Genomic DNA, 14,589 nt, shown 5'->3' with positions numbered 1-14,589 from the left:
TCAACTGTCCATCTTGAGCGCTGCGATGAAGGCTTCCTGCGGAATCTCCACCTTGCCGAACTGGCGCATGCGCTTCTTGCCCTCTTTCTGCTTGTCGAGGAGCTTGCGCTTGCGGCTGGCGTCGCCGCCGTAACATTTCGCGGTGACGTCCTTGCGCAGGGCGCGCACCGTTTCGCGCGCGATGATCTTGCCGCCGATCGCCGCCTGGATCGGGATGACGAAGAGATGCGGCGGGATCAGGTCCTTCAGCTTCTCGCACATGGCGCGGCCGCGGGTTTCGGCGCGCGTGCGATGGACAAGCATGGACAGCGCATCGACCGGATCGCCATTGACCAGCATCTGCAGCTTGACGAGATCGCCCTCACGATAATCGGTGAGCTGATAGTCGAAAGACGCGTAGCCTTTCGACACCGATTTCAGCCGGTCGTAGAAGTCGAACACCACTTCGTTGAGCGGCAGGTCATAGACGACCTTGGCGCGCGCGCCGACATAGCTGAGATCGACCTGGCTGCCGCGGCGCTCCTCGCAGAGTTTCAGCACCGCGCCGAGATAGCCGTCCGGCGTCAGGATCGTGGCGCGAATCCACGGCTCCTCGATCGCGAGGATCTTCATCACATCGGGCATGTCGGCCGGATTGTGCATTTCGATCACTTCGCCGTCGCGCATGTTCAGCTTGTAGATGACCGACGGCGCCGTCGCGATGAGATCGAGATTGAATTCGCGCGACAGCCGTTCCTGGATGATTTCGAGATGCAGCAGGCCGAGGAAGCCGCAGCGGAAACCAAAGCCAAGCGCAGCAGAGCTTTCCATCTCGAAGGAGAAGCTGGCGTCGTTGAGGCGCAGCTTGCCCATCGCGGCGCGCAGATCCTCGAATTGCGCGGCGTCCACGGGAAACAGTCCGCAGAACACCACGGGCTGCGCCGGCTTGAAGCCCGGCAGCGCCTGCGCCGTCTTGCGTCGCGTCTCGGTGATGGTGTCGCCGACGCGCGTGTCGGCCACCTGCTTGATCTGCGCCGTGATGAAGCCCACTTCGCCGGGACCAAGCGCCGCGACGTCGGTCATCTTCGGCGAGAACACGCCGATGCGGTCGACGACGTAATTCGCGTCGGCGCCCATCATGGTGATCTGGCTCGCCTTCTTCAGCGAGCCGTCGATGACGCGCACCAGCACCACGACGCCGAGATAGGCGTCGTACCAACTGTCGACGAGCAGCGCCTTGAGCGGGGCGTCAGGATCGCCCTTCGGAGCGGGCAGGCGATTGACGATCGCTTCCAGCACGAGGTCGATATTGAGGCCTGTCTTGGCCGAGATCGGCACTGCGTCCGACGCGTCGAGGCCGATCACTTCCTCGATCTGTTCCTTGACGCGATCAGGCTCCGCCGCCGGCAAGTCGACCTTGTTGAGCACGGGCACGATTTCGTGACCGGCGTCGAGCGCGTGATAGACGTTGGCGAGCGTCTGCGCCTCGACGCCCTGAGAGGCGTCGACCACCAGAAGCGAACCTTCGCAGGCCGCAAGCGACCGCGACACCTCATAGGCGAAGTCGACATGGCCGGGCGTGTCCATGAGGTTGAGGATATAGTCCTTGCCGTCCTCAGCCTTGTAGTTGAGGCGGACGGTCTGCGCCTTGATGGTGATGCCGCGCTCGCGCTCGATATCCATGTTGTCGAGCACCTGCTCCGTCATCTCGCGATCGGAGAGGGCGCCCGTCGCCTGAATCAGCCGGTCGGCCAGGGTCGATTTGCCATGATCGATATGGGCGACGATCGAGAAATTGCGGATATTGTCGATGGCGTGGGTGGTCATGGGCGGCGCCATAGCAGCGGCGCCAGCCCCCGCCAAGGGAGGATGCTGCGCCGCGGCCGGCCGCAGCGGAAGCCTTGCCGGCGTTACTCCGCCGCGATCGCTTCCTGCTCCAGGAAGGGCCTGATCTCGATTGGCGCATCCTTGCGGGCGATGAGCAGCGCGTTGACGGGCGCCGGCCGCCAGACATGACGCTCGGCGTCGAGCGGCTCGGACGCGATGACGGCATTCTTGCCGTCGTCCTGATAGTAGAGCGTGTGCGCCGCCTCGCGCGGGAAGGCGTAGCGGAGCGCATAGAGCGTCTCGCCGTCGGCGAGTGCGATGGTGAAGCGGAACGGCTTGTCCGACGCGCTGGCGCGGATGATGTCGGTGATCGTCGCCACGATGCGGGCGAGCGCGCCGACCGTATCCTCCTCGGCGCCCGCGCCCATGATGGCGAGGAACGCGGCTTCCGAATCGGTCGTGCCGACGCGCGAGCGGTAATAGGCGTCGGGAATCAGCGCCTCCACCTGTCGGCGGATCAGGTTCCAGTCGCCAAGCTGGCCGTTATGCATGAACAGGAAGCGGCCATGGGCGAAGGGGTGGCAGTTCGGCCGCGTCGTCGGCGTGCCAGTCGAAGCCCTGACATGGGCGAAGAAGAGATGGGCGCTGATATGCCGGCAGAGATGGCGGAGATTTTCGTCCGACCAGGCCGGCCTGACCTCGCGATAGAGGCCGGGCTCGGGCTGCGCGCCGTACCAGCCAAGGCCGAAGCCGTCGCCATTCGTCGCGACCAGCCCCTCCTTCGCCGCGATGCTCTGCTGCACGAGAGAGTGGTGCGGCAGCGTCACATAGCTTTCCAAAGGAATGGTGCGTCCGCGATAGGCCAGCCAGCGGCACATGATCTCTCACCTCGACGCAAGACACGCTGCGTTCCTGTTTAGCCGGCGATGCCGCAGGATTGAAGCGTCTTTGCGGCGATATCAGCCGGAAAGCGCGGCCTGACGGAGGAGATCGAGGCCGGCGATCGTCAAAACGACCTTCAGCGCGATTGCAAAGATGTGCTCGGGGATGCGTTCCAGCAGCGCCGTTCCCGCCAGCGTGCCGAGGAAGCCGCTTGCGATCATCGCAAGCGTCAGCGGCAGCCAGTCGCCGAACGAAAATCCGATCGCGCCAAAGGCGATGACCTTCAAAGCGTGCTGCAGCGTCTGCATGGCGGAGAAGGTCGCGATCAGCGCGCGCTTTTCGAGCTTCAGCGGCAGCAGCAGCGCCTGCACGAAGGGGCCGACGGCGCCGACGACCATCGACAGCACGCTGGCGATGACGCCGCCGGCGATGAGCCCGCTGCGTTCGAGGCCGGGAATTTTCGGCTTCGGCAGCCAAACCATCGCAAGAATGAAGAGACCGAGCAGCAGCAGGAGCCAGCGCGCCGGCAGGCTTGCGACGAGCCAGGCGCCGAACCCCACGCCAATGATGCTGCCGATGGCGAACAGCGCGACCGGCCGCCAGACCACATGAGCGCGCTGGACGACGGTGCGGCCGATATTGGAGCCGAACTGCACGAGACCATGCACGGCGACGATGGTCGCCGGCGGCACCGCGCTGGCGAGACCGCCGAGCATCGCCACGCCCCCGCCGATCCCGAAAGCCGCTGTCATCGCCGAGGTGAAGAAGCTGAGGACGATCAGCGCCAGCGCGATCCATGGCGAAAGGCCGGCGGGGAGAAGGGACGCAACGGTATCGGACATCTGCCGCGGCCGTAGCAGCCCGCGACAACGCCGCCAATACGATCAGGTTCGGGGAGGGGGTGGATCGCGGTCGCTTGTGATTGACGGCTGATCTGCGGGCGTCTATATTTAACCAATAAGTTAATAACGAGCGACCGCCTGCGCGAACGTCGGAGGCCGCATGAGGAGCCGGACATGGAGCATCCCTATCGCTGGGCGATCGTCGCCCTTGGCGCATTGATGAGCTGCGTCGCCATGGGTGCGATGTTTTCGCTCGCCATCTATCTCGATCCCATGTCGGCAGCGACGGGTTGGTCGCGCGCCGGGATATCTGTCGCGATGACGATCAATTTTCTGGTGATGGGTGTCGCCGGTTTCGCGTGGGGCGCGGCGAGCGACCGTTTCGGCGCGCGCATCGTTGTGCTCGCCGGCTCGATCCTTCTCGGGCTCGGGCTGACGCTCGCGAGCCGGGCGACGTCGCTGCTCCAGTTTCAGTTCACTTATGGCGTGCTGGTAGGGCTTTCGGCCGGCGCGTTTTTCGCGCCCATGATCTCGACTGTCATGGGTTGGTTCCGCACGCGCCGGAGCTTGGCGGTGTCGCTGGTGTCAGCCGGCATGGGCGTCGCGCCGATGACCGTGTCGCCTTTCGCAAGCTGGCTCGTCACGGCCTATGACTGGCGCTTCGCCATGCTGACCATAGGCGTCGCCGCTTGGGCAATCCTGATTCCCGCGGCGTTGCTGGTGCGCCGCCCGCCGGACGCGCAACAGGAGATCGGCGCCCCCGCATCCGCGGAGGCGGGTCCGCAGAAGTCTCTCGTCGAGGCCTTCACCTCGCCGCAATTTATCATTCTCGCGCTGACCTTCTTATGCTGCTGCACGGCGCATGCCGGACCGATCTTTCACATGGTCAGCTACGCTATGCTGTGCGGGCTTTCGAATCTCGCGGCCGTCAGCGTCTACAGCGTCGAGGGTCTGGCGGGGCTCGGCGGCCGACTTCTGCTCGGCGTGCTGGCGGATCGCTATGGCGTCAAGCCGGTGTTGGTCGCAGGCCTGCTCGTGCAGGCGATCGCGATCGCGACTTACGTCGTCGTCAACCGGCTCGAGCAATTCTATGCGCTCGCGGTGGTGTTCGGCGCGGCCTATGGCGGCGTGATGCCGCTTTATGCGGTGCTGGCGCGCGAATATTTTGGCCAGCGCATCCTGGGCGCCGTATTGGGCGCAGTCACGATGCTGTCGAGTCTCGGCATGGCGCTAGGCCCGGTCTTGGGCGGATGGGCGTTCGATCGCTATGGAAGCTATCAGTGGATGTATCTGGGGGCGGCGGCCGTGGCGCTCGCGGCCGTCGCCGTGGCGCTCGCCTTTCCGCCGCAGCCATCGCGGATGGCGCGACAGCCGCAGCCGGCGTGACATCGAGCCTCAGTTCCCCGCGCGCAGGTCGATTCCCGCCGCTTTGATCTTGCGCTAGCCTTGTGCGGGGGAACGCGCATGGCTGGCGTTATTTCTGCGATCCGATGATCGGCGCGCTCGATCGAGTCATTGGCGCTGTGATCAGCGCCGGACGATGGCTTGCGCTTCCCGTGGTCGCGGCTCTCTTCCTGCAATGGCCTTTGCGCGATGCGGTCCGATGCTGTTCGCGCGAGGCCAATGATCTCGGCCAATGGATATTCGCGCTTTTCATCGCGGTTGCGGTGACCGCGGCGACCAGAGCGCGCATCCATCTTGCCGCGGACTCGCACGCCAAGACTTATTCAGTCACAACGCGAAAATGGATTGCCCTTGGGGGCAATCTGATCGTGCTTCTCCCATGGTCGATCGCGCTCATCGTCATGAACTGGCCGCTCGCGCGCGACTCCGCCCGTTTTCTCGAACGATTTCCTGACACGTCCAATCCCGGTTATTTCCTGATCAAGGTCGCAGCGCTGCTGCTGGCTCTGCTGGTTTTCGCGCAAGCGATCGTCGACCTCTTCGCGCGAGACGAGAACAGCGCGTGAGCGGCTGGTTCGGTCTCGCGCTGTTTCCGCTCGTCGGGATCGCGATGATCTTGACGGGATTGCCGGCTTTTCTCGTTCTGATCGGCGCCGCGGGCCTCGCCGCTGCATGGATTGTTCTCGCGGGCGATGGCGCTCTGCTCGGCGCGCTTCCCAACCGAATGGTCGGGCTGCTCGAAAGCGATCTGCTGCAGGCGCTGCCGCTGTTCGTGATGATGGGCGCGCTGATCAATCGACTGCCGCTTGCCGATATCCTGTTTCGCGCGGGATGCCGCCTGTTCCGGCGACCGACGCTCGCCGCGCTCGGTCTCGGTGCGCTGCTTGCGCCGATGAATGGCTCGGTGGGTGCGAGCGTGGCGGTGTTGTCGCGCAGCGTGCGGCCGATGCTGGCGCAGGCTGGCGTCGAGCCGGTCGAACGCACCGCGCTCGTCGCGGCGGCGAGCACGCTTGGCGTCGTCATCCCGCCGTCGCTCGTTCTTATTCTTCTCGGTGATGCGATGATGGGCGCGCACACGATTGCGTCGAACATCGCCGGACGCAGCGATCAAATCATCAACACGCAGGACATTTTCCGCGCCGCGCTGGCGCCGGCGGCGCTGACATTGGCGCTATGGGCGGGGATCGTCGCGTGGCGCGGGCGCGGACCAAAAACCGACGCGTCGCAGTCGTCCGCATCCCGAAGCGATCTGATGATCGCCGCCGCAACTGCGGCCTTCATTCTGATTTTGCTGGGCGGCGTCGCATCCGGCTTGTTTTACGCTGTCGAGGCGGCGGCAATGGGCTGCATCGCGCTGCTCGCTGCGGGATGGGTCACGCGAGCGCTGACCGCGGCGGCGCTCGCGGATGCGCTGCGCAGCACGCTTGAAATTTCGGGTGCCCTCTTCGCGCTGCTGATCGCTGCGACCACCTTTACGCTCACGCTGCGCATTCTCGGAACCGACCGACTGCTGACGGGTCTGATCGGCGCTTTGCCGGGTGGGCCAACGATCGCCGTCGCCTCCGTGCTTGCGCTCGTCGGTGTGAGCGCGCTTGCGCTTGATGCGTTCGAGATCATCTTCGTGATCGTTCCGATTCTCATGCCGGGCCTGCTTGTCCGCGCCGCCGATGCGGCCTGGGTCTCGGCGCTGACGATCCTGACCTTGCAGGCGAGCTTTCTCGTTCCGCCGGTCGGCTACGCCATCATGATGGCGCGTGGCGCGGAACTGGAGCCAGTAAGAGCGCGGCCGCTCGCCGGCGCGCTGGCACCCTTTCTGATCGCCCAGCTTCTTGTCGTCATGCTGGCGCTGGCCATTCCGCCGGTGACGCATTTCTTCGACCGCGCGCCGCCGCCTTCGGCGCCGAAAAACCGGCTGTCAGACGACGAAGTCTCGAAGAAATTCGATGCTCTCGCGCCGGAGCCGCCGCCAGCGCTCGATCTGAAATGAGGCTTGACTCCACCATCAGAGATAATAGTCTCTCATGGTGGAAACCAGAGATATCGCCACCCTCAACCGGCAGATCGCCGAGCGCGTGAAGCGCCGCCGCCTTGAGCGCGAACTGACGCTCGACGCGCTGGCGGCCGAATCCGGCGTCAGCCGCGCCATGATCTCCAAGATCGAGCGCGGCGAGGTCAGCCCGACGGCGCCGTTGCTGGCGAAGCTCGCCAACGGGCTCGGGCTCAACTTCTCCTCGATGTTCGATTCCGAGATCGCGATGTCGCCGATGAGCCGGCGCGATGAACAGTCGACCTGGCGTGATCCCGCGACAGGCTATCTCAGGCGCAATGTATCGCCGCGCGGCTTCGGCGCGCCGATGGAGCTCGTCGAGGTCGAGATGCCGCCGGGCGCGCGCGTGATCTTCGAACAGGGCTATCCCGCGCCTTTGGCGCGCTTCGTCTGGTTGCTCGACGGTGAACTCGAAGTCACGATCGACAACGAGACCCATCACCTCGATGTCGGCGACTGCCTGCATATGCGGCTCGATGCGCCGCTGACCTTCCACAATCCTGGATCGATGGCGGCGCGCTATGCGCTCGTCACGGAAACCGCGCCGCGAAACCGATGAGCACGATCATCCGCAAACTCGACGCTGGCGAGGCGCGCCGGCGCATCAGTGAACTCTCCGACATCCTGCTCGATTGCGTCGCCGGCGGCGCTTCGGTTTCCTTCATGGCCGGCATGACGCGCGACGAATCGGACGCGTTTTGGTCCGGCGTGATCGACGATGTCGCGCAGGGTGGACGCGACCTCATTGTCGCCGAAACGAACGGCCGTCTCGACGGCGCGGTGCAGTCCGTCTTCATCGACAAGCCGAACCAGCCTCATCGCGCTGAAGTCGCGAAGATGCTGGTGCATCGCCGGGCGCGCGGTGGCGGCGTGGGTCTGTCACTGCTCAAGGCGGCGGAAGACGCGGCGCTGGCGAAAGGCCGTTGGCTGATGGTGCTCGACACCGTGTCGCGCAGCGCCGGCGACAGGCTCTATCGCCGCGGCGGCTGGACCGAGGCCGGCGAGGTGCCGAATTACGCATTGATGCCGGATGGAGCGCTGTGTCCGACGACCTTCTTCTACAAAGACCTGCGACCGAAAGGCCACGTGGCGTGAGCGAATTAAGAATTCGCGACGCGGCCGAGACCGATCTTCCCGCCATCCTCGCGCTTCACAATCATCACATCGCAACCAGCGTCGCGATTTGGCGTTATGAGAAAGCCGACCTTGCCGAGCGCAGGACGTGGTGGCGCGATCGCATCGCCAACGATTATCCCGTGATCGCGGCTGAGCGCGATGGCGAAGTGGTCGGCTTTGGCAGCTATGGCTCGTTCCGCGCCGGCGCCGGCTACGGCAAGACGGTCGAGAATTCGATCTATGTGCGTGATGATCAGCAGCGCCGCGGCGTAGCGCGCGCTTTGATGAGTGATCTCATCGCGCGCGCCAAGGCGCAGGGACGGCATGTCATGGTCGCAGGCATCGGCCTGCCGAATGACGCATCCGTTGCGCTGCATGCGTCGCTGGGATTTACCGATGTCGGCGTGCTCAGGGAGATCGGCTGGAAATTCGACCAGTGGCTCGATCTCAGATTGATGCAGAAGAGGCTGTGAGCAGCAGCCATGCAAGGACGCGTATTTTCAAGTTCGTCATTCCGGGGCTGAGCGAAGCGAAGAGCCCGGAACCCAGAAAATATTCGAGCGCCTGAATATCTCCTGGGTTCCGGGCTCGCGCCTTCGGCGCGCCCCGGAATGACAGCGGCGAGATTGAGAATTTAGAACAACCCTTCGATCTGCCCCTGATCGTTGAGCCGGATCACGTCGGCGGATGGAACCCTCGGCAGTCCCGGCATCGTCATGATGTCGCCTGTCACCACCACGATGAATTCCGCTCCGGCCGACAGCCGCAGCTCCCTTACTGGAACGATGTGTCCTGACGGCGCGCCGCGCGCGTTCGGGTTCGTCGAGAAGGAATATTGCGTCTTCGCCATGCAGACCGGGAAATGGCCGTAGCCTGCCTCCTGCAATTCCTTGAAGCGCGCCTCGATTGACGCATCGCAGGAGATATCGGCGGCGTGATAGATGTCGGTTGCGATTTTCTTGACCTTGTCGCGCAGCGGCATGTCGTCGGGATAGAGCGGCTTGAACGCGTCGCCGCCCTTGTCGCACAATTCGACGACATGGCGCGCAAGGTCCTCGATGCCGGCGCCGCCATCGGCCCAGTGCGTGCAGAGGAAGGCTTTTGCGCCCATCTCCTCCGCCGCCTTCTTCACGGCCGCCACTTCCGCATCCGTATCGGTGATGAACTTGTTGATCGCGACGACCGGCTGCACGCCGAATTTGCGCACATTCTCGATGTGGCGCTTGAGATTGTCGCAACCTTTCTCGATCGCCGCGACATTCTCCGTCTTGAGATCGTCTTTGGCGACGCCGCCATGCATTTTGAGCGCGCGGATGGTCGCGACGATCACGGTTGCGGAAGGCGTAAGTCCCGCCTTGCGGCACTTGATGTCGAAGAATTTCTCCGCGCCGAGATCGGCGCCGAAGCCGGCCTCGGTGACGACATAGTCGCACAGCTTCAGCGCGGTCTGGGTCGCCAGCACGGAGTTGCAACCATGGGCGATGTTGGCGAACGGCCCGCCATGGATGAAGACGGGATTGTTCTCGAGCGTCTGCACGAGGTTCGGCATCAGCGCGTCCTTGAGCAGCACGGTCATGGCGCCATCGCCCTTGAGCTGCTTCGCCAGCACCGGTTTGCGGTCGCGGGTGTAGCCGACGACAATGTTGCCGATACGCTTTTCCAGATCCTTGAGATCGGTGGCGAGGCAGAAGATCGCCATGATCTCGGACGCGACGGTGATATCGAAGCCGTCCTCGCGCGGGAAGCCGTTGGCGACGCCACCGAGCGAATTGACGATCGAACGCAGCGCGCGGTCGTTCATGTCCATCACGCGGCGCCACGCAATCCTGCGCTGATCGATCCCGAGCGCATTGCCCCAGTAGATGTGATTGTCGAGCAGAGCCGCGAGCAGATTGTGCGCTGAGGTGATGGCGTGGAAGTCGCCGGTGAAATGGAGGTTGATGTCCTCCATCGGCACGACCTGCGCATAACCGCCGCCCGCAGCGCCGCCTTTCACGCCAAAGCAAGGCCCGAGCGACGGCTCACGCAGGCAACTCATCGCTTTCTTGCCGATGCGGTTGAGCCCGTCGCCAAGACCGACCGTCGTCGTCGTCTTGCCTTCGCCCGCTGGCGTCGGATTGATCGCAGTGACCAGAATGAGCTTGCCGCTTTTGTTGGCCTTCACCGAATTGATAAAGTCGAACGACACCTTTGCTTTTGTCGGCCCGTAGTTGAGCAGCGCATCCGCGGGGACGCCGATCTTCTTGCCGATCTCCGCGATCGGCTTCATTTTCGCCTCGCGGGCGATTTCGATATCGGATTTGACGCTCATCTCAGCTTCCCCGCTAACCTCAGGCGAATTGAACTTCGCAATGTGAGAAATGATGGCGACAGGCGCATCATGCCTGCTTCTTCGGCGCATTTTCGAAACGGTCGCCGACCTTCGCGCCCGATGACGCGGCCCATTCCGACGCCGCGATCTTCTGTCCACCCGCAGCTTTGACGCGCTTGAGAAGAATGCGGCCGTCCTTCGCGGCGACCGTGACGCCATCTGAATCGATCGCGACAATCTCGCCCGCTACGCCGTCGCCGTCGCGCTTCGCGGCGTCGAAGAACTGGATTTCGCCGCCCTTGTAGAGCGCCCAGGCGCCGGGCTGCGGGTTGGCGGCGCGGATCAGATTATAGATGTCGGCGACGGGCTTGCCCCAATCGATCGCCGCGGCGTCCTTGCGGAACCAGCTTTCATAGGTCGCCCTGGAATGATCCTGCGGAACTTTCGGCGCCTTTCCGGCGCGCACGAGATCGAGCGCTTCGAGCATGGCGTCGACGCCGATCGGGAAGAGCTTCTTGAAATAGACGTCGCCCAGCGTTTCGTCAGGGCCGATGTCGACTTCCTTCTGCAGGAGCACCGGCCCTTCATCGAGACCTTCGTCGGGCCAGAAGATGGTGAGGCCTGTCTTCTTCGATCCCATGGCGATCGGCCAGTTGATCGAGGACGGACCACGATGCAGCGGCAACAGCGAGGGATGATACTGGAAAGTGTTGAATTTCGGCGCGTCGATCACGAGCTGCGGCACGAACAGCGTGACATAGGCCATCATGCAGACGTCGGGATTGAACGATTTCATCAGTTCGAGCGCTTCCGGCGTCTTCCAGCTTTTCGGCTGGTGGACCGGCAAGCCCTTCTCCAACGCGAAGGTTTTCAGCGGGTCCTGGGGACGGCCCTCCTTGTCGGGCGCGCAGAACACGCCGACGACATTCTCGTTGCGCGCCAGCAGCTTTTCGAGAACCGCCTTGCCGAACGCTTCCTGGCCGTGAACGACGATGCGCATGTGATTTCCCCGTTTCTGTCATCCCGGGCGCGCTGCGGCGTGAAATGCCGCTGCGCAGACCCGGGATCGTTTGCAGAATGAGCCTTATTCGGGACAAGGTCCCGGGTCTGCGCCGCAACACTGCGTGTTGCAGCGCGCCCGGGATGACATCCTCACTCCGCCGCGACCTTCTTCGGCGCCGCCTCTGTTGCGCCTGCGGCTTTGATAGCTGCGATTTCTGTGGGCGAGTATTTGAGGACGGATGCGAGGATTTCGTCGGTGTGTTCGCCGAGCAGGGGCGAGCGTTTGACGTCGGCCGGGCTGTCGGAGAGCTTGATCGGATTGCCGACGGAAAAATACTTGCCTCTGGTGGGGTGATCGACCTCGACGACCGTGCCTGTGGCGCGCAGCGACTTGTCCTCGATCAATTCCTTCATTGAGAGAATCGGCCCGCAGGGAATGTCGAACTCGTTGAGGATGTCCATGGCCTCGAACTTGGTTTTGGTCATGGTCCATTGTTCGATGCGCGCGAAGATGGCGTTGAGTTTCGGCAGGCGCGCCGGCGGCGTTGAATATTCGGGATCGGTCTTCCAGGTCGGTTCGCCGATCACGTCGCAGATCTTCTCCCACACCGGCGCCTGGGTGATGAAGTAGATGTAGGCGTCGGGGTCCTGCTCCCATCCCTTGCATTTGAGAATGCGGCCGGGCTGGCCGCCGCCTGAATCGTTGCCGGCGCGCGGCACGGCGGCGCCGAAGGGAATGCCCTCGCCATACTGGCTGTATTCCTTCAGCGGCCCATGGGCGAGGCGCTGCTGGTCGCGCAGTTTGACGCGCGCGAGATTGAGAACCCCGTCCTGCATGGCGCATGTGACCTTCTGGCCCTTGCCGGAATGGGTGCGCTGGTAGAGCGCGGTCACAATGCCAAGCGCGAGATGAAGGCCGGTGCCGCTGTCGCCGATCTGTGCGCCGGTGACGAGCGGCGGCCCCTCGCGGAAGCCGGTCGTGGAGGCCGCGCCGCCGGTGCATTGCGCGACATTCTCATAGACCTTGCAGTCCTCGTAAGGACCGGGGCCGAACCCCTTGATCGAGGCGACGATCATCTTCGGATTGAGCTTGTGGATCGTCTCCCAGGGGAAACCCATGCGGTCGAGCACGCCGGGTCCGAAGTTCTCGACGAGCACGTCGCACTCCCTGATCAGGCGCTCGAGGACTTCCTTGCCCCTGGGGTTCTTGGTGTCGAGCGTGATCGAGCGCTTGTTGTGGTTCAGCATCGTGAAATAGAGGCTGTCGACCTTGGGAATGTCCTGAGCTGGCCCCGGGTGATGTCGCCGACGCCGGGGCGCTCGACCTTGATCACGTCGGCGCCGAACCAGGCCAGCAGCTGCGTGCAGGTCGGACCCGACTGCACATGGGTGAAATCAAGGATCTTGACGCCTGCGAGCGCTTTCATGATCAGCTCCCCTTACTTCTTCTTGAGTGCGCTTTGCGGATTGAGATTGCCGATGCGGCCGGATTCAGATCCCGCGGCGGGATCGATGACGGCGTTGATCAGCGTCGGCTTGCCGGAATCCATCGCCGCATTGACCGCGCGCTTGAGTTCATCGGGATTGGTGGCGTTGACGCCGACGCCGCCGAACGCCTCCATCATGCGGTCGTAGCGCGCGCCCCTGACGAAGACGGTGGTGGCGGGATCATCGCCCGCCGTATTGACGTCGGTGCCGCGATAGATGCCGTCATTGTTGAAGATCACCACGCAGACCGGCAGCCCATAGCGACAGATGGTCTCGACCTCCATGCCGGAGAAGCCGAAGGCTGAGTCGCCCTCGACGCACAGCACCGGCTTGCCGGTCTCGACCGCGGCGGCGATGGCGTAGCCCATGCCAATCCCCATCACGCCCCAGGTGCCGACATCGATGCGCTTGCGCGGCTGGTGCATGTCGATGACGCCGCGGGCGAGATCGAGCGTGTTGGCGCCTTCATTGACGAGAATGGCGTCCGGCCGCTCCGCGATGATGGTTTTGAGCACGCCGAGCGCGCCGTGATAGTCCATCGGCGAATTGTTGTTCATGAGGCGCGGCGCCATCTTCGCCACATTCTCCTCGCGCTTCTTCGCCACCGCCGAGGTCCATTCCGCCGGCGCCTTTGGCCAGTTGGAGCCCATGCCTTCAATCAGCGCCGCGACCGAGGAGCCGATGTCGCCGACCACGGGGGCTGCGATGCCGACGTTGGAATCCATCTCCTTCGGCTCGATGTCGATCTGGATGAAGGTCTTGGGATGATCTCCCCAGCTCTTGCCCTTGCCGTGCGACAACAGCCAGTTGAGGCGCGCGCCGATCAGCATCACGACGTCGCTGTCTTTAAGGACCGTCGAGCGCGCGGCGCCGGCGCATTGCGGATGCGCATCCGGCAGCAATCCCTTCGCCATGCTCATGGGCAGGAAGGGAACGCCGCTCTTTTCCACGAGCTCCCTGATGGCGTCATCCGCCTGCGCATAGGCCGCGCCCTTGCCCAGAATGATCAGCGGCTTCTTCGCGGTCTTCAAAGCGTCGAGCGCGCGCTTCACCGACTCCGGCGAGGGGATATGCGCCGGGGCCGCGTCGACCACCTTGACCAGCGACTTTGCTCCCGCCTCCGCATCCATCACCTGGCCGAACAGTTTGGCCGGCAGGTCGAGATAGACGCCGCCCGGACGGCCCGACACCGCGGCGCGAATGGCGCGCGCCAATCCAATCCCGATATCTTGCGCATGCAGCACCCGGAACGCCGCCTTGCACAGAGGCTTGGCGATCGCGAGCTGATCCATCTCCTCGTAATCGCCCTGCTGCAGATCGACGATCTCGCGCTCAGATGAGCCCGAGATCAGGATCATGGGAAAGCAGTTCGTCGTCGCATGCGCGAGCGCCGTCAGCCCGTTCAAAAACCCCGGCGCCGACACCGTCAGGCACACGCCCGGCTTCTTCGTGAGATATCCCGCGATCGAGGCGGCATAACCGGCATTCTGCTCGTGCCTGAACGACAGCACCCGCAATCCCGCCGCCTGCGCCATCCGACCAAAATCCGTGATCGGTATCCCCGGAACCCCATAAATCGTCGTAAGGTCGTTGAGTTTGAGCGCTTCGATAACAAGATTGAAGCCGTCCGTGAGTTCGCGCTCTGGCGCAGCGGCGCTTTCGCTCTTCAAGGCGGTCGACATGGCGCTTCC

At 63.8% G+C, this 14,589-nt stretch carries 12 protein-coding genes and 1 pseudogene; 6 read left to right on the top strand and 7 right to left on the bottom strand.

The genetic code is table 11. From position 1 onward, the window contains the following. From lepA to L8F45_RS21930, 3 genes are all read right to left on the bottom strand, one after another. A complete protein-coding gene (gene lepA / locus L8F45_RS21940) occupies positions 1 to 1,806 on the bottom strand; it encodes a translation elongation factor 4 (protein WP_342359968.1) in 1,806 nt (601 codons plus the stop codon). A gap of 83 nt (positions 1,807 to 1,889) precedes the next feature. Then, positions 1,890 to 2,684 carry a class II glutamine amidotransferase gene (locus L8F45_RS21935; protein WP_342359967.1) on the bottom strand — a complete coding sequence of 265 codons (795 nt, stop codon included), beginning with the start codon at positions 2,682 to 2,684 and terminating at the stop codon, positions 1,890 to 1,892. An 81-nt stretch (positions 2,685 to 2,765) separates the two neighbouring features. Beyond that, the gene (locus L8F45_RS21930) at positions 2,766 to 3,530 is read right to left on the bottom strand and encodes a sulfite exporter TauE/SafE family protein (RefSeq protein ID WP_342359966.1); all 765 of its coding nucleotides are present in this window, start codon (positions 3,528 to 3,530) and stop codon (positions 2,766 to 2,768) included. A 174-nt stretch (positions 3,531 to 3,704) separates the two neighbouring features. Here L8F45_RS21930 and L8F45_RS21925 point away from each other — a divergent pair, with 174 nt between their 5' ends. From L8F45_RS21925 to L8F45_RS21900, 6 genes are all read left to right on the top strand, one after another. Continuing rightward, positions 3,705 to 4,916: an MFS transporter gene (locus L8F45_RS21925; protein WP_342359965.1), complete on the top strand. Its 1,212-nt coding sequence runs from the start codon at positions 3,705 to 3,707 to the stop codon at positions 4,914 to 4,916. Positions 4,917 to 4,978: 62 nt separating this feature from the next. Beyond that, complete coding sequence (locus L8F45_RS21920; RefSeq protein ID WP_342359964.1) at positions 4,979 to 5,500, top strand: hypothetical protein; 522 nt, start codon at positions 4,979 to 4,981, stop codon at positions 5,498 to 5,500. After that, on the top strand, positions 5,497 to 6,921 hold the full coding sequence (locus tag L8F45_RS21915; RefSeq protein ID WP_342359963.1) for a TRAP transporter large permease subunit: 1,425 nt from the start codon (positions 5,497 to 5,499) through the stop codon (positions 6,919 to 6,921). Before L8F45_RS21920 ends, L8F45_RS21915 begins: the two co-directional genes overlap by 4 nt. Before the next feature lie 34 nt (positions 6,922 to 6,955). Continuing rightward, positions 6,956 to 7,540 (top strand): helix-turn-helix domain-containing protein, encoded by a 585-nt coding sequence (locus tag L8F45_RS21910; RefSeq protein ID WP_342359962.1) that lies wholly within the window; start codon positions 6,956 to 6,958, stop codon positions 7,538 to 7,540. Continuing rightward, positions 7,537 to 8,076 (top strand): GNAT family N-acetyltransferase, encoded by a 540-nt coding sequence (locus tag L8F45_RS21905; RefSeq protein WP_342359961.1) that lies wholly within the window; start codon positions 7,537 to 7,539, stop codon positions 8,074 to 8,076. The genes L8F45_RS21910 and L8F45_RS21905 overlap by 4 nt, the downstream gene beginning before the upstream one ends. Further along, positions 8,073 to 8,570, top strand: coding sequence for a GNAT family N-acetyltransferase (locus L8F45_RS21900; protein ID WP_342359960.1), 498 nt, complete (start codon positions 8,073 to 8,075; stop codon positions 8,568 to 8,570). The genes L8F45_RS21905 and L8F45_RS21900 overlap by 4 nt, the downstream gene beginning before the upstream one ends. A 161-nt stretch (positions 8,571 to 8,731) precedes the next feature. On the opposite strand, the gene L8F45_RS21895 is transcribed toward L8F45_RS21900, so the two are convergent. From L8F45_RS21895 to oxc, 4 genes and pseudogenes are all read right to left on the bottom strand, one after another. Next, positions 8,732 to 10,408, bottom strand: a complete 1,677-nt coding sequence (locus tag L8F45_RS21895) for a formate--tetrahydrofolate ligase (RefSeq protein WP_342359959.1) — start codon at positions 10,406 to 10,408, stop codon at positions 8,732 to 8,734. A gap of 67 nt (positions 10,409 to 10,475) precedes the next feature. Next, entirely contained in the window at positions 10,476 to 11,408 is a 933-nt protein-coding gene (locus L8F45_RS21890) for a methionyl-tRNA formyltransferase (RefSeq protein WP_342359958.1), read from the bottom strand. Between the two features lie 152 nt (positions 11,409 to 11,560). Continuing rightward, positions 11,561 to 12,840 (bottom strand): annotated as a pseudogene (gene frc, locus L8F45_RS21885) (formyl-CoA transferase). A 9-nt stretch (positions 12,841 to 12,849) separates the two neighbouring features. Continuing rightward, positions 12,850 to 14,580, bottom strand: a complete 1,731-nt coding sequence (gene oxc, locus L8F45_RS21880) for an oxalyl-CoA decarboxylase (RefSeq protein WP_342359957.1) — start codon at positions 14,578 to 14,580, stop codon at positions 12,850 to 12,852. Between the last annotated feature and the right edge of the window lie 9 nt (positions 14,581 to 14,589).

The organism is Terrirubrum flagellatum, from assembly GCF_022059845.1.
Taxonomy (GTDB): domain Bacteria; phylum Pseudomonadota; class Alphaproteobacteria; order Rhizobiales; family Beijerinckiaceae; genus Terrirubrum; species Terrirubrum flagellatum.
Note: the sequence above shows the minus strand (reverse complement) of the source record. Positions and strands in the feature narration are given on the sequence as shown.

What these genes read in the sequence shown, in the direction of transcription:
- lepA (WP_342359968.1), bottom strand. Translation starts at nt 1,806, where the DNA reads ATGACCACCCACGCCATCGACAATATCCGCAATTTCTCGATCGTCGCC.
- L8F45_RS21935 (WP_342359967.1), bottom strand. Translation starts at nt 2,684, where the DNA reads ATGTGCCGCTGGCTGGCCTATCGCGGACGCACCATTCCTTTGGAAAGC.
- L8F45_RS21930 (WP_342359966.1), bottom strand. Translation starts at nt 3,530, where the DNA reads ATGTCCGATACCGTTGCGTCCCTTCTCCCCGCCGGCCTTTCGCCATGG.
- L8F45_RS21925 (WP_342359965.1), top strand. Translation starts at nt 3,705, where the DNA reads ATGGAGCATCCCTATCGCTGGGCGATCGTCGCCCTTGGCGCATTGATG.
- L8F45_RS21910 (WP_342359962.1), top strand. Translation starts at nt 6,956, where the DNA reads ATGGTGGAAACCAGAGATATCGCCACCCTCAACCGGCAGATCGCCGAG.
- L8F45_RS21905 (WP_342359961.1), top strand. Translation starts at nt 7,537, where the DNA reads ATGAGCACGATCATCCGCAAACTCGACGCTGGCGAGGCGCGCCGGCGC.
- L8F45_RS21895 (WP_342359959.1), bottom strand. Translation starts at nt 10,408, where the DNA reads ATGAGCGTCAAATCCGATATCGAAATCGCCCGCGAGGCGAAAATGAAG.
- L8F45_RS21890 (WP_342359958.1), bottom strand. Translation starts at nt 11,408, where the DNA reads ATGCGCATCGTCGTTCACGGCCAGGAAGCGTTCGGCAAGGCGGTTCTC.
- oxc (WP_342359957.1), bottom strand. Translation starts at nt 14,580, where the DNA reads ATGTCGACCGCCTTGAAGAGCGAAAGCGCCGCTGCGCCAGAGCGCGAA.